This window comes from Flavivirga spongiicola (assembly GCF_030540825.1).
Classification (GTDB): domain Bacteria; phylum Bacteroidota; class Bacteroidia; order Flavobacteriales; family Flavobacteriaceae; genus Flavivirga; species Flavivirga spongiicola.
Map to the genome: position 1 here is coordinate 245,133 of NZ_JAUOEO010000001.1, position 16,901 is coordinate 262,033.

A 16,901-nucleotide genomic window follows, 5' to 3' on the forward strand; every position below is an offset into this window, starting at 1 on the left:
ATAAAAGCCCGAAGTAAAATCCGTTTTTGGAATTAACTTTGGGCTTAATAAGTTCATTTTTTTTTATTAGAGTTTTGCTATCAGTTCAGGAATGGCTTCATAAGCATCTGCAATAAGCGCAAAATCTGCATAATCGAGAAGTGGTGCTTCATCGTCAGTATTTATCGCTGCAATAATTTTTGAGTTCTTCATACCAGCTAGGTGCTGTACAGCTCCTGAGATACCGATACCTAAATAAAGGTCTGGAGCAATAATCTTGCCTGTTTGCCCAACTTGATTTTCATTTGGTGCAATACCTGCATCTACCGCAGCTCGAGAACTACCAGTGCCTCCACCTACTTTATCTGCTAAACCGCCTATAAGGCGTTCATAATCGTCTGCTGTTTTAAATGCACGACCACCAGAAATTACTACTGCTGCTTCTGTTACATCTGGACGATTGCTTTGCTTAGTAGAAACCGATTCAAATTGAATTGCCGAAGGAAGTGATGCCACATCTATATCTAGTGCAGTTACACTTGTTTTTTCTGTTGGTTCAGCTGGCTCGCAAGCTGATTGAAGTGCAGTAACGACTACTGTATCTCCATGTGCAGCCACCCAAGCGGCAACACCACCTGCGTGCATAGTACGTTGCCATACTAATTTACCATCACGGTTTTCACAAGCTGTTGCATCTGTCACCATCGTCCCTCCAAGTTGAGCGGCAGCACGAGCAACACAATCTTTACCTTGTGAGGTAGACGCTGCAATTACTAAACCTGCACCACGTTGTTTCACTATTTGTGCAATAGCAGCACCATAACGGTCTGCTGTTGGATGAGCTAATGATGCATCACTAAGTGTAAATGTTGGTGCGTATGCTGATGCTGCTGTTGCTGCGGCTGCAATGTCATCACCAATCATGGCAATTTCTATGTCTCCGTTTGCAGCAGCAGCTGCATTTTTAGCAAGGGTGATTGCGCTACGACTTGCGTGACGAACTTCTGCCCCCTGTGCCTCTGCTATAATTAGAATTTTCATTTTGATATAAATTTAAGATTAGAGCACACTTGCCTCTTTAAGTTTAACAATAAGTTCATCAACGTTGTTTACGCGAACGCAATTACGTTTAGCACTAAGTGTCTCCATAGAAATAATTTCTACTTTAGGATCTACAGCAACACTAAGGTCCGCTGGAGTGTAAGCATCAACCTGTTTACGCTTAGCCTTCATCATTGCTGGCAATGAGGCGTAGCGAGGTTCGTTTAAACGAAGGTCTGTAGTAATAACTGCCGGAAGTTCCATAGAAACATTCTCAATACCTGTATCTGTTTCACGTGCTACTTTTACACGATCTCCTTCAAAACTAATTTCAGAAGCAAATGTTGCTTGTGGCCAGTTTAAGTGATGTGCAAGAAATTGTCCTGCTTGATTATTATCAGCATCAATCGCTTGCTTACCCATAATAATAAGGTCTGGTTGCTCTTTATCAACAACTGCTTTAAGAAGGTTTGAAGCTATCCAAGAATCGATATATTCGTCTGAAACAACATGTACAGCACGATCTGCTCCCATAGCGAGTGCAATTCGGATTTCTTTTTCACATGCCTGTGGTCCAATACCAACAGCAACTATTTCAATGTCACTACCTGCTGAACTACGTTCTTCCTCACGAATACGAAGTGCTTCTTCCAAAGCAATGGCATCAAATGGGTTTATAACACAAGGGATACCTGTAAGATCTGCAGCTGTTTTATCTGCGTTCAAGTGGATTGGTTGATCCGGATCTGGAACTCGCTTAGTTGGAACTAAAATTTTCATTTTATGAATGTAATATTAATTTAAAATTTATTTTAAAAAGCTAGATTCAAAGTCTTCACAATTTGTGAGGGCTTTGAATCTAAAATATTTTTAACTTAGTACACGAGCTCTTTCGAAGTCATATAGACACCTGTCGTGACGCTTCGCTTTGATGCGTTTACCGAATGATTCGATTTCGTATGTCTTTGCTCCTAAGTTTGCTGTTGGCACATAGGCAAAGGCTATTGTTTTTCCAATCGTATGAGAAAAAGCACCAGAAGTAACAATCTCTACAACTTCACCATCACAGTAAAGTGGCTCAGAACCGTAAAGTTCTGTCTCTTCTTCAAGCTCGAAGAAACACATTTTGAAACGTGGTCCCTCAGCCTTAATTTTAGTAAGTGCATCTTTGCCTATAAAATCAACCTTTTTCTTAAGGTGTACGTTAAAGCCAAGGCCCACACAGTAAGGATCGTAATCTGCTGTAAGATCACCACTCCAGTAGAAGTATCCTTTTTCAATGCGACAACACTCTAGAGCACGGTAACCAACATTAGAAATGTCATATTCTTGACCAGCTTCCATTAGTTTTTCATAAACATATGCCGCATATTCTACTGGTATGTGAAGCTCCCAACCAAGCTCTCCATGATAACTTACACGTAATGCTTGAACTGGCGCTGCACCAATATGGATTTGTTTACAAGTTCCGAATTTAAATCCTTCATTTGAAACATCATCGAATTTTGTAATTAATGTTTTCTCAAGAACTTTACGAGCATTTGGTCCACAAAGGTTTAGAACACCTCTTGAAGATGTACAATCGAATGCTACACATGCTTCATCACCTTTAATGTTTGTGTTTACCCAGTCTAAATCGTGAGTAGTAAAAGATGTTCCTGTAATCATATAAAAATGGTTTTCTCCAAGACGTGCAATAGTTACATCACACTCTATACCACCATCTTTATTACACATTTGTGTATAAGAAAGCGTGCCTACCGGCTTATCCATATTACGTGTACATAAACGTTGAAGTACTTGTAATGAATCTTTACCTCTTATTTCAATCTTACCAAATGAGGATTGGTCTAAAATAGCTACGTTTTCACGAATAGCTTTTACTTCACGGCCTACATGCTCATGCCAATGAGGACGTCCCCATGCCATGTCTTCTTTTGCTTCTACACCTTCTGGCGCAAACCAAAGAGCACGTTCCCAACCTGACTTTTCACCAAAACAAGCACCTTGTTCTTTTAATTTGTCATAAAGCGGGCTACGACGCAGGCTACGTTCCGCTTTGTCTTGTTCGTGCGGCCATGCTAAAGTATAGTGTTTTGGATAGTGTTCGTTTGTACGAGCACCAACATATTTATCTGCTGCATAGTGGGGTGCACCAAACCGACGAATATCTTCTGAATAGATATACAGTTTTGGACGACCATCAAGTATCCATTCTGAAACTGCTTTTCCAACCCCACCTGCACCAGCGATACCGAAACAGTTCATACCTGTAGCCAAGAAGAAGTTAGAAACTTCTGGTGTTGGTCCCAGTAAATAGTGAGAATCTGGTGTATATCCATCTGGTCCATTAATCATTTGACGAACTTCTGCTTTTTCAAGAATAGGCGTACGCTCTAATCCTGGAATGAAAAGTTGCTCAAATTGATCATAATTTGGCTCAAAAAGTTGTGATACGAAATCCCATGGCATGTCTCCATGGTTATATAAAATTGGTGAAAGTTCGAAACCACCAAAAATAAGTCCTCCTACCTCTGAACGGTAATACACAGCCTTATCTGGGTCACGTGTTACAGGAAGGTTTCTAGGAACCCCTTCCATTTCTTTAGTCACCATATACTGATGCTCCATAATTGCAATAGGTACGTTTACGCCAGCCATTTTACCAACACGACGTGCCCACATTCCTGCACAGTTTACAACGGTATCACATTCTACCGTACCTTTATTTGTTATAACAGCAGTTACTTTGCCGTTTTTCTTTTCGAATCCTTCAACCATTGTGTCAGTGAAGATTTGCCCTCCATTTGCACGAGCTCCACGAGCAAGCGCTTGGGTAAGCATGGATGGATCGGCATAACCGTCTGTTGCACAATAAACACCACCAACACAACCGTCAAGTTCCATAATTGGAAATTTCTCTTGACATTGTTCAGGAGTTAAAATCTCTACTTCTAAACCGTATGACTTTCCTTGAGTGGCAATTTTACGAAGTTCCATCATGCGTTCTTCTGAAGATGCCAAACGTAGCGAGCCTACTTCGTTCCAACCTGCTGGCTGCCCAGTGATTTCTTCTAACTGGCGATAAAGCTCTGCTGAATATTGAACAAGTCTGGTAACATTACGTGATGAACGCAGCTGACCTACAAGACCTGCTGCGTGCCATGTTGCACCATTTGTTAAATCGTTTTTTTCAATAAGAATTGCTTTAACACCTCTTTCTGCAAGGTGATAAAGAACACTAGTTCCTACAACCCCTCCACCAACAATGACTACTGGAGCTTTGGTTGGTAATGATGTTTTGGATGCTGCTTCTGTGCTCATTTAAATATTATTGTATTTTAAGGTTTTTAATTAAATCTCTGATAATTGATTAGTTTCATATATGTAAAAAAATTTCATATACGTAAAACTTTGTAAAAATATAAAAAAAACTTAAAAAATTGTACTTATATGAAATTTTTTTACATATATGAAACACTAGTTTTTATTGAATATTTAAAAATTGTATCTTGTAAATCTAAATTTCAAACCATAAAAATACAATGGACGATATACTAATAAATCTTGGCAAACAAATTAAAACAGTTAGAAAAAAAAGAAAATTAAGCTTAAGAGAAGTTGCAAAATTGTCTGGTGTTAGTATAGGGTTAATTTCAAAAATTGAAAATTACAGAACGACTCCTTCTTTAACTGTTCTTTTAAAAATAATGAGCTCTTTAGAAATAAACTTATTAGAGTTAAATTTATCTAAATCAAAGAAGAAAAAAAAATACATCCTAGTCAAAAAAGGTAAAGGTAAAACTGAAGATCGAGAAGATTCTGAAGGTCTAAAATACAAACTTCTTTTCTCAAATCATGTTCCTGAAAGCAATTTAAGAACTTATCTTATTACAATAGAAGATAACATTTATAGAAAACCTGTTTCTGGAGACACATATGAAATGGCATATGTTCTCCAAGGCAAATTAGATTATATTCTTGATGGGGAAATAATTACCTTAAATGAAGGTGATACTATATTTTATGATGGTTTATTACCATTAGGTTGGAATACGAAATATGATACCAATGCCACCTTACTTAAAATGTATTTGATTAAAATTTAATGAGAGGTTTTTTAATTGATATAATACCAATTTAATTATGAAATGTCGTATAGATAACGACGTTGCTTTTTCGTTTAAAAACATCATAAATGATTTGTATAGCCTTCTATAGAAATAGTGATTAAGGAATTTAAACGAAAAATGAACAAGTTATAATGCGTCTTTTTATGGTTAATTTGGTATAAATACCTAACTAACGCAAATAGAGTTTAAGAGTTAAAATGTCTCTTCTAGTGAAATTCTGTCCCGATAGCTATCGAGATAATTTTGTAATTACCATTATCCCCCTATCGCCTTTTTAAAGTAAAATGCGCTTTAAATATTTTAATGGTATTGCCTCTTGGTTCAGTATATTCTACTGTAAACCAGTAGCCATTTGTTGGCATTAATGTGCCATTAAAAGTCCCATCCCACCCAGGACTTGTTGGTCTTAATTGTTTTAATAGTTTTCCATACCTATCATAAATATAAATCTTTGCATTGGGTTGGTTCGCAATACCTCTAATATTCCATGTATCGTTAGTTCCATCTCCATTTGGAGTGAAATATTTTGGATAATCTATTATAATTTGCATGGTTATTATTTCGTTGCAATTATAAATATCTCTTACATAAATAATGCGTTCACCACCTCTTACCATTTCAAATCGTGGTTCGCGTTGCCAATCGGTAGTATCTAATTTGTATTCATATTCTCCATTTCCTACTACTGTAATATCTAAAATATTGTTCCTCGAAAACGCATCTGAACCTAATTCTACGGTGATGCTTTCTGGTGGATATGAGCCTACTACTTTTGTTGATGCTGGGATAGTACAACCTGTTGTTCTATTAGTCGCTATTACCGTATAATCTCCTGCGACTTGCGGTGTATATATTGCATCTATAGCACCTGTTATAATAACGCTTGATGGATCAGCTGTAACTTCTGCTTCTGAACCATTATACCATTGAAAACTATATTCTGTTATATTTAATAGAGTGTCTATAGGTGGGTTTGGTAAAAATGTGCTCAATTCAGGCTGTATAGATTGACTTGCAGCATTTAAACAAATAACATATTCTTCCTCAATAGCTATCTCCGGAACAGGATTTACAATTAAAGCTATAGGAACTACTATAAAACATTCATTAGTTATCGGCAATACTCTTGCATAAATAGTCTGAGTATTTATAACAGTGTTTAAAAAGTTTCCTGGACTCTGTATGGCATTATTATTTCCTGCTATAGCATCAGCTTCTTGCTCGTAATAGGTAAATGTAAAATCTGCTGTATTTAGGCCATTTAAAATATCTACCTCTCTTCTTCGGGTATCAAAATTATCAAAGCCATTGTTATCAATTTCACATTCTTCAATAGGTAATGGATTTTGATTTAAATTGGTGTACAATATGGTTTTTAAAGATAACGTTGTTCTGCTTGTACATCCATTAGTCCCTGTGGCTACTACTATTATATCTCTATCTAATTGAGTATTTAGATAGCTATCTGGCGTTACTATTGGTATATTATTGGTTATATCTGCTACTGATTCAAAATATTCTAAGGTTATACTAGAATCATTATTTATTATTTGATTAGCCCTTATAGTTAAATCGTAAACGATACTAACTTGTTCGCTACAAATGCGAATAGGGTCTGGAACTACTAATACTGGATTAGAATTAACCTTAAGTTCGAATGTCATATCGGTATTAACACATTCTCTGATGTCTAACATACCGTTAGCATTATCATCAAACTGGGCTCTCACATAAATAGTTTTAGACGTTGATGTATAGCTTGTTGGATTAACAATAGAGATATTATTGATAGCATCTTGTTCACTTTCATGATAAGTTACCAATATGGATCTTATTTGAGCCCCTATAACTTCTGATGCTTTTATTGACAAATCGAAGGTTGCTTCGTTCGTATCACTACAAAGTATATATGAAGTAATCGTTTGTTTTATTGGCAACGGATCTACATGAAGTGTTACATGATGTCCCAACCCTAAACAAGCATTAACAGCATCGCTATCTACTCTTACATATATGTTTTGAGTGTTAGGGTAGCCTTCATTTCTATGGTTAGTCAAATCTGGTATAGCATTCAACTCTGCTAACGCATCAGCTTCATTATTATAAAAAGTAACGGTTACTCCTCCTGGGAATAAAGCTTCTATTTGGGATTTTGCATCACTAAAATCAAAAGTAGCTATTCCGTTTGTGTTATCGTTGTCTGTTATTTTGTTATCACATTCATAATATTGTAAAGTGGTAAAAGATATTGGTATTTGCGACACACCAACGGTTATATTTATTTGTGCTACTCTATAACAATCATTTACAGTTTCTACTCTAGCATAAACCACATCGCTTAAAGGAATAATATTGGTATAAGCTGTGAAATTGGTGATTTGATTTGCCACTAACCCGCTGTTTGCTTCTGATAGAGTATTATAATACGTAAAAACTTCATTTAAATGATTTGTTGATATTAACACATTAGCTTCGGTTAAATTAAATGGCGCGAACCCATTGGCATCATCATCACATTGTCTTAAATCTACTATAGAGGTTATGATTGGTTTGGGATGCACTATTAGGTTAAACAACGCATCAGTATAACATGAATTGTCAGTTATATTCTCAATACGTACAAAAATAGGTTGACCATTTGTTATATTATTTACAAATGCATTTGGAGTAGCAATTGAAATAGTATGTGCGGCATCTTCAAAATATGAAAATACAAAATTTGCAGATGTTTTTCCATTTAGTAAAATAGTTTCATTTGATGTTAAATCAAATGTTGACAAACCATCTGTATCACTTCCGCTTACATTTGTATCGCATTCAAATAAATCGGGTATTATTGTTGGTAATACAACAGATTCATAAACAATAACATCGACAGGTAACCTACTAGAAGATTCACAAGTATTTAAAGTTTGTGTAGCATAGTAAGTCGTTGTTGCTAAAATATCTGTAGTAGCTATAGGTGTACCACCTGTTGCTGCAGCATACCATTGTATATCAGTACCAGAAATTGTTAGATTTGAAATAGTAGCATTATCTATATCGCAAAATGTTTGAGGCGTTATTGCTATTGGTAAAGGTGTTTTCTGGACGGTTACTGTAATTGGAGTTCTAGTTTCTGTAACCCGCCAATTATCTGTGGCATCAACATAATACGTTGTTGTATTTGTTAATAGAGGAGAGGTCAATGAGGTTCCTGTGCCTAATGAGAATCCTCCTGTTGTAGTACTATACCAATTTATAGTTCCAGCCGAAGCTGTTGCATTTAAAGTTGCTGTCCCACTGTCACAAATTAATGTGCCTGTAGTATTTACAATCTGTGGTATAGGTAGCAAAGTAACTGTTACTGTAGCGGTATCACAAATTGAAGGATACGCGTTATCACAAATTCTATATGATAATGTATATGTTCCTGTTAGTGCATTAGGTGTTAAGTCTACACTACCATCTGGATTTAGAGTTATGTTACCTGTTGGATCTGGAGAGACAACTGACATAGTAATGTCACTTGGATTTAATGTTGCATTTTCTCGTTCATCATTATCAAAAATGTTTAAAACAGTCCCTCCTACTTTCCAATTAGCATCTGGTTCTGTATCATTTACCGCATCAATATTAGGCGGAATCAAACTACAAATATTATCATAAACATCTTTTACTTCTGCAGCAGATGATTTTGTGTTGGTAACATGTATATATGCTATTTGTCCATTGGTATCTTCATTTGGAGCAGGAGAAGGCGGAATATTATCCCTTGCAAAGACCACATTCCCATTGGAAAAAGTATAATAATTATTAGTATCAGTATAAGAGGTTACTAAATTATCATTAACATAAACCTCTATAACATTAGTGGTCGCATCTCTAGTTAGTGTTAAAAATGTAAAATTTCCTCCGCTAAATACATTAGTGGCCACATTGCCTGTAGGGTAAAAATTTAAATTATTTCCATAAGCATAAATACCATTATCAGAACCACCACTAGAAAAATCAATCACTCTATAATATGTATTTGGTATTACATTATTGAATTTTATAATTATAGTAATGGTATAACTATCAAAATTACTTGCACTTCCAAAATATTTTAATCCTGTTTTTTGACGAAAATTATAAACTGTTTTTCTTGCAGAAGAGCAAAATGGGTTCATTGAAATATTTGATGAATAGTAATTTCCCGAAGCATTAGGATATCCCGAATTTGCCCCTTCGTTGTAATCGACACTATATAGAAGTTTGCTTCCGGGTGCATAAGTTACAGGATCAGATTCCATCAATGAATTATTTAAAAAGAAAAAATGATTATCGATAGTTTGTGAATAAGACTGGAATATTACTAATAAAATTAACTTACTAAAGATGAGTTTCATGGCGAGGTACTTGGTTCCTATACTTAATATTAATCTTCTAAGCTTTTATTTATAATACCATTTCTCATTTGAAATTACTGTAAAAGAAAATGATGGTTTTTTGCTTTATACAAAATTGAAAAATAAAGCATAGCCTAGTTACGGTTTCTTTTTTTATTGAAGTATAAAGTAAAAAGGGGTGTTTTATTACGGTCATTTCAAATGAGAAATGGTATAAATACAATCGGTTTGAATTGCATAACAAATAATAGCCGTGAATTAATAATCCGAGAATAATCTCATATGGTGTTTGATAAACATGTTCGTTTTTAGGCTAACTATATGGGTAAAAGAAATTAACCTAGTTTAAAAAAACACCTGCCTAATCAACCATGAAAGACAGGTGTCTAAAAAACTAATTACTAACTTAAAAACTAATTAGTCTCTTTTATTTATTCCCAATATGGCACCTGCACCAGATTTGGGTTAACAAGTAAATCGTTAATTCCCATAGGGTAATAATAGTATTTAGGTTCTACAAATGATTTAGGCTGAGCTACATCACCTGTCATAGCTATATAACCACTATCACCATCGGTTAAATAGAAACTACCATCGCTTACATAATATTTAACTAATTCAGCCGCATTAGGCAATGCATCAATTGGTCCAGTTTCTGATGGTGAATTTAAAATCGCAATATCTGGAGTCCCATCTCCTGTTACATCTATACCTCCAAAAGCTGGTACATACATCCCAACTTGCGGTTGTGCTAAAGTTATGCCATTTTTCCAACGGACCATATCCCCTCTTCTAAACCCTTCACAAGCTAATTCTATACGACGTTCTCTTCTAATTTCCATAATAACACCAACATTTGCTCCAGATACATTAGGGTATTGAACCGTTTGCACTGGGTCAGGGTTTGCGTTTGCCGCTGCCATATTTAAACCTGGCATACCTACTCTAGCTCTAATGGCATTAATTGTGGCATCTATATCTCCTTGAGAAAGTGTTCCTAATTCTGCTTTAGCTTCTGCATGGTTTAACAAAACCTCCGCATAGCGATATGCAGCTAAATCGTTTTGTGAATTCCATAGGCTTTCGTTTTCATCATTATGTAAAAACTTTTGCTGCGTGTAACCTCCGTAGGTAGCTACAATTAAGTAGTCATTCTCAGTATTAGGGAACTTATAGCCTGGATAAGCTATAGTTTGTGCCATACGCGGGTCTCTATTTTCGAAAACTTCAACAAACCCTTTTTCATCAAATCCTGACACATCAGTAAAACGTGTGCCGTCCGTCATTAAATAACTATCGACTAAGTTTTTGCTTAATCCCCAATAAAAATACACTACGACACCATATGTACGTCTTGGTTCATCATAACTGTATTCTATGGATTGGATAACCTCGCTATTGCCATTGTAACTTTCTTGAATAAAAAATTCATTGTAAGCCGTATTAGGGTTTCCATTAGTCCAAATGGAATAATTACCACTATCAATAATTTGCTGGCTTGCTTCGGCAGATTTTGTTAAATACGTATTAGCATTAGACAATCCTGTATAGTCATGATACTTTCTAAATGTCCCTTCGTATAAACAAAATCTGGACATTTCAGCTAGTGCAGACCATTTTGATATTTGTGATTTAAAATTAGTTGACTCTTTTAAATTAGCAACAGCAAACTCTAAATCTTCCATGATTTTTTCAACCACAAAATCTCTAGAGTCTTGTGTTTTAAAAAGTTCTTCAGAATCTACATTCAATGGTTTATCAATCCATGGTACCATACCATAATCTTTAATTTTACTGATATACCACCGTGCTCTAGAAAAACGTGCAAAAGCAATATAATGGTTTATCTCGGTCATGTTCCCATTTTCGGAAATATTATTGTTATTATAATTAGCTAAGAAATAGTTTATATCTCTTAAAACATCCCAACCGTCCCAATTATCAGCATTAGAAAGTGTTAAGTTTCCTTTAAGCAAACTATTTAAGCCATCACCCTCAGAATGACGTGTTTGATCATCTGTTGATAAATCTCTGGTACTAGCTCCAAAATAATCATAAAAAGTATTGGTATAAATCTCTAAATCTGATGTTGAATTAAAAAATCCTGCAGCTGTAATATCTGTTTCCGGAACCCTATCCAAAAAGTCTTTTTCGCAGCTAAAAAGTAAAGCTGCTACAATTGTTATAAAAATATATTTTTTCATCTTCATTTTTTTTAAAAATTTAATGTTGCACCTAAAGAAAATGTTCTTCTGAATGGATAACCATCTCCTTGTAAATTTTCTGGATCTAAATATTTAAATAAATTAGTAATTTCAAATAAATTTTCTCCACTTACATATAAGCGTAGTTTATTAATACCTATTTTTTCTGTCACATCACTTGGTATAGTATAGCCTAAAGTAACGTTTTTTAATCTAGCATAAGACGCATCTTGTAACCAACGAGTTTGTGTTAAAGACACTTCTGCTCTACCTCCACCAGGTCTTCCAGCATTTTCTGCAACATAGGCTTTGGCTCTTGGATAAAAAGCATCTCTATTAGTTGGTGTCCAATGGTTGTTTATATTCTCTTTGGTAACTGCAGACCAAGGGAATGAAAATGCTGACCAGAAATAATATCTAGCATTATTTGAATTAGGGTAGTAATCTCTTTTCCCTACACCTTGTATAAAGGCTCTAAAATCAAACCCATTCCAATCGGCACTTAAGTTTAAACCAAAATTATAACGAGGTAAAGAATTACCTATTCGCTTTCTATCACCTGGATCGTCTAAGGTATTATTACCAAACCCAATCTTTCCGTCTCCATTTAAATCTTTAAACTTAACATCACCTGGTTCTACCGGTCTTGTACTTGGATATGAAGATACATCTGTTTGATCTGGTCCAAAATCAATTTCTTCTTGAGTTTGGAAATAACCATCTGTTTCAAATCCCCAAATTTCTCCTATTTCTTTATCTTTATAAAACTGTCCTAAACTTCCTGTTGGATTAGGGAATTTAGTAACAAAAGATCTACTATCACCTAAATTAAAAGATACAGCATAATTAAATGGTTTTCCTCCTACTTTTAATTGATCTTTCCATCTTAAATTAAACTCCCAACCTTTAGTAATCATATCTGTAGCATTTTCTTCTGGTTCATCAGTCCCTAAAACACTTGGCAATTCTAATCCTGGTGCAAACATCCCTAACGTCAATCTATGATAATAATCAAAACTAGTACTTAACCTATTGTTTAAAAAAGCCAAATCTATACCAGCATTTTTAGTTTGAATCGTTTCCCATGTAAACGAAGGCGCAATTAAATTTGGAGATTGTAGTTGTACAATATTTGCTCCTCCAATTAATGCATCGGCATTTCTATCATCATCTTTAGATACTAAAAACGGGTATGTTGCATAAGCACCAGCGTTTTGATTTCCTAAAGATCCATAAGATGCCCTTAACTTAAATAAATCTACAAAACTATCCTTTAAAAAGTTTTCTTTAGAAACTACCCAAGCTAATGATCCTGACGGATTGAATGCCCATCGATCATCTTTATAATATCTTGAACTACCATCATAACGCCCGTTAAGTTCTAAAATATATTTATCATCAAAAATATAATTTATTCTGCCAAACAAACCTTGAGTTGCCCAAGATTCATTTTGATTTTCAACTGTTTGATCACCAGTAGCTAAACTTACTGATGGTAAACTTGGTGATATTAATGCTGATCGATCACCTCGAGTATGTTTATAAAAATACTCTTCCTGATTGTATCCAGCCAAAACGGTTAGATTATGTTTTTCTTTGAAAGTCTCATTAAATGTTGCATAAAAATTATACGTATTCCATTCTTCTTTCCAATTTCTAAAATAAGCCCAAGCCTGTGAGGGTCCTTGAAAAGCTTTATGCCCTGGTCCATTAGAATAAGGAACCGGTGTAGCATATGCATCTCTATCTGTAAATAGCTTTTTATAGGTGGCATCACCAACAACTGTTAGTTTATCATCAAAGAATTTTGCAGTTAACGCAAATGATGTTTGTGCATTTAAAGAGTTCGTTGTATAATTACTTCCTAAGAGCTCTCCAACTAAATCTGCACCATCTGAAGTGTACGATCCATCAGGATTGTAAATAGGTCTTGCTGTCCATGTTGATATTACATTACGCATAAAGCTAGATCCTGTGGCATTAGATTCATCATATTCATTATTGTAAACCCATGTACTATTCTTAATGTTTAACCAATCTGTAATGTCATAATCAGACTTTAATCTAATATTATAACGCTCTTGCACATCGTTATTATACTTATAAATCCCACTATTTTTTTGAGCCTCAACAGAAAAATAATAACTCCCTTTATCTAGCCTTTGAGAAATGCTTACATTAGAAGACGTAGAGAAACTAGCTGAGTTTAATATCTCTTTTCTCCAATCTGTTGAATGATAATACTCGTAACTATTAGGATTTGTAGGACTAATTCTAGTTGGTGCTGCATTACCCAAACTTACTTGCCTTGCATATTCTAATTGCTCTGGATTAAATAAATTATACCAAGGTTTTGCCATTTCATTCTGGAATGAAAGAGATATATATGGATCTAATTCAAACTCTGGAGTTCTACCTAGGGTTTGGATTCTTGTATTTACTCCAACACTTACACTCATGACATCCGATTTCCCCCTCTTTGTAGTTACTAAAACAACTCCAAATGATGCTCTAGATCCATATATAGAAGCTGCCGCTGCATCTTTTAACACAGATATCGATTCTACATCATTAGCATTCATTCTACCAAAGTCTTCTGCAGTTGCAGAAATACCATCAATAATAAATAAAGGTGAAGCCGCAATAATATCACCATCTGCTTCAATTGAAGTAATACCTCTAATATTAAAGTCTGGCACCGCATTAGGGCTCGCAGTCATGCTTATATTTAAATTTGCCACTGCTCCTTGTAATGCTTGCCCTGTATTGGTTACTGGTCTGCTTTCAAACAAATCTTCTCCAACAACCGATACAGCTCCAGATAAGTTAATTTTCTTTTTAGTACCATAACCAACGACTACTACTTCATCAAGTTGTGCCGCATCTTCTTTAAGCACAATATTTATTGTAGCATTATCTCCTATAGTTGCTTTTTGAGTTATCATACCCAGATAAGAAAATATTAATACCGCCCCTTTAGGAGCCTTAATACTATATTCCCCATCAAATCCTGTACTAACACCATTAATAGTGCCTTCTACTAAAACGTTAACACCTGGTAATGGTGCTCCGTTTTCATCTGTCACAACACCCGAAATTGTTTGTTGTGGTATTATTACTTCTATTTCTGAATTTAAAGAATTATTTAGATTACTAGCGTAAGCTTGTACTTGAAACAAGCTAGCTACTAATAGCAATATTGCCATTTTTATCACTGAAGCTTGTTTCAAGCTACCAAATCTAAAATATCTTAATTTTATATAATTTTTCATATACTTTTAAGTATTATTTTGTTGGTTAATTAATTTTTATAAGGCTGGTTTATCTATTAAGGGTATAGCTTCAATTTGATCTGCTGTGAATGCTTTATCAAATACCATGAAATCAGATATAGTTATAGGGTTATCTTCACCATTACCTGCATTACTACTATTTTCACCTAAAATGATAAATTTAGCTGGGTCTAAGGCCCAAACCGTTGTTGCACCTACCCATATTTCTTGACCATCTACATAAACGAATGAGTCTCCAGCTGCATTAAAAGATACTACAACTCTATGCCATTGATCTGCTATAAAAATGCCATCACCTGGTGTTCCCGAACCTTTCAACCAAAATCCTGCATCTGGATGAATGTATATAGACCCATCAGAGTCGTTGGCAGGATTTTCTTGTAGCAAGCAAATGTATGTTCCTAAATCTCCGTCATTAACTTTAACATCCCATATCATTGAGAATTCTCCAGCTCCAACACCATGATTTACAACATCGTACCAAGTACCAACATCTAAATGTGCAGCGCCATCTCCAGTAATAGCAGGATTACCAGCTGTAGCAGAATGAGAAGCAGCTCCACCAAGAACTAAACTATTACCACATTCGGCTTTTAGTAAGTTTCCTGAATCATCAAATTTCCATCTTCCTTTTAAAGCACTTGCTATAGTTTCTACTGCTGGTGTACCAAGTGCTGGTAATGTAGTAAGTTCTTCAGCCGAAAAAGCTGTACTAAATACCATAAACTCTGAAATTGAGATTGGATTATCTTCACCATTCCCATTGTTGCTACTATTTTCTCCTAATATGATAAACTTTGCTGGGTCAATAGGCCAATTTACTGTAGTTGCAATTACTTCAACACCATCTACGTACACAAGTACGTCTCCACTATCATAAGAGGCAGATATTCTATGCCATGTATCTGCTTGAATAATATTCTCTCCGGGTGTACCACCACCATTCAACCAAAATCCTGCATCTGGGTGAATATATAAAGATCCATCAGAATCATTTGCTGCTAAATTTTGAAACAAACAAATGTATTTACCTAAATCTGCTGAAGCTACCATAACATCCCATACCATCGTAAAAGAATCGGATATTCCATGATCTAAAACATCATACCAAGTACCAACATCCACATGTGCAGCGCCATCTCCAGCAGCAATACCACCAATCGCAGAATGAGAAGCAGCACCGTTAAGCACTAGATCATTTCCTACTGTAGCTTTTAATAAATTTGAAGGATCATCAAACCTCCAATATCCTACGAGAAAATCGGCTAGCGTTCCTACTGTTTTGTCCTCTATATGAAATACCGTGAATTTTGTCTCTCTTACAGAGTTTGTGGTAAAACCATCGATACCTTGATCATGATAAACCACTTTTATATTATAAACTTGAGAGCCTCCAAGAGGAATATCTGTTTCTCCTGTTTTGAATTTCCATTTAGCCGAATAACCATAGCCTTCTTTATAATCTGATAAATCTGGACGATCATCTCTCGTAAAAGATGCTATTAACATAGGTGTTTCATCCACGCCATCTTTAGTAATTTCTATCCTTAAAGGTTTTTGTTGAGCCCAGATAAAAATCTCTGCCTTATAAGAAGAAGGGAAAGAATCTTGAACAGCAGGATCATATCCTAAAGCTGCTAGTTCATCTACAGTATATGGTGCTTTTGTGTTTGGATTATCATGTAATATAATCACTTTATCCCTTCCTTCTAGTCTAGTATCTGGTCCTGTTGGACCAACGGAGTCATCTTTATCGCAAGATGCGAAAGTAAAAACAGCAAAAACCATGAGAGTTATTTGCTTTAGTTGAGATTTAAACCTCCTAAAAAATTGATTTTTTTTCATTTCTTAAGTTTTGTTTGGTTAATTAAAGTTTGTCTA

General features: G+C 35.1%; 8 protein-coding genes. 1 reads left to right on the plus strand and 7 read right to left on the minus strand.

The window, feature by feature from the left end:
- Positions 1-66 precede the first annotated feature (66 nt).
- The 3 genes from Q4Q47_RS00870 to Q4Q47_RS00880 all read right to left on the minus strand — a co-directional run bounded on the left by Q4Q47_RS00870 (position 67) and on the right by Q4Q47_RS00880 (position 4,344).
- The gene (locus tag Q4Q47_RS00870; RefSeq protein WP_303304766.1) at positions 67-1,020 is read right to left on the minus strand and encodes an electron transfer flavoprotein subunit alpha/FixB family protein; all 954 of its coding nucleotides are present in this window, start codon (positions 1,018-1,020) and stop codon (positions 67-69) included.
- 18 nt (positions 1,021-1,038) lie between these two features.
- On the minus strand, positions 1,039-1,800 hold the full coding sequence (locus tag Q4Q47_RS00875; RefSeq protein ID WP_303304767.1) for an electron transfer flavoprotein subunit beta/FixA family protein: 762 nt from the start codon (positions 1,798-1,800) through the stop codon (positions 1,039-1,041).
- Positions 1,801-1,890: 90 nt separating this feature from the next.
- Positions 1,891-4,344, minus strand: a complete 2,454-nt coding sequence (locus tag Q4Q47_RS00880; RefSeq protein WP_303304768.1) for a GcvT family protein — start codon at positions 4,342-4,344, stop codon at positions 1,891-1,893.
- A 221-nt stretch (positions 4,345-4,565) separates the two neighbouring features.
- Between Q4Q47_RS00880 and Q4Q47_RS00885 the strand changes: the two genes are divergently transcribed.
- Positions 4,566-5,129, plus strand: coding sequence for a helix-turn-helix domain-containing protein (locus tag Q4Q47_RS00885; protein WP_303304769.1), 564 nt, complete (start codon positions 4,566-4,568; stop codon positions 5,127-5,129).
- 287 nt (positions 5,130-5,416) lie between these two features.
- Here the strand turns inward: Q4Q47_RS00885 and Q4Q47_RS00890 are convergent, their stop codons facing one another.
- The 4 genes from Q4Q47_RS00890 to Q4Q47_RS00905 form a co-directional block, all read right to left on the minus strand.
- On the minus strand, positions 5,417-9,523 hold the full coding sequence (locus tag Q4Q47_RS00890; protein WP_303304770.1) for a T9SS type B sorting domain-containing protein: 4,107 nt from the start codon (positions 9,521-9,523) through the stop codon (positions 5,417-5,419).
- A 431-nt stretch (positions 9,524-9,954) separates the two neighbouring features.
- Positions 9,955-11,727 carry a RagB/SusD family nutrient uptake outer membrane protein gene (locus tag Q4Q47_RS00895; RefSeq protein ID WP_303304771.1) on the minus strand — a complete coding sequence of 591 codons (1,773 nt, stop codon included), beginning with the start codon at positions 11,725-11,727 and terminating at the stop codon, positions 9,955-9,957.
- Between the two features lie 11 nt (positions 11,728-11,738).
- Positions 11,739-14,999 carry a SusC/RagA family TonB-linked outer membrane protein gene (locus Q4Q47_RS00900; RefSeq protein WP_303304772.1) on the minus strand — a complete coding sequence of 1,087 codons (3,261 nt, stop codon included), beginning with the start codon at positions 14,997-14,999 and terminating at the stop codon, positions 11,739-11,741.
- 36 nt (positions 15,000-15,035) lie between these two features.
- A complete protein-coding gene (locus Q4Q47_RS00905) occupies positions 15,036-16,865 on the minus strand; it encodes a LamG-like jellyroll fold domain-containing protein (protein ID WP_303304773.1) in 1,830 nt (609 codons plus the stop codon).
- Between the last annotated feature and the right edge of the window lie 36 nt (positions 16,866-16,901).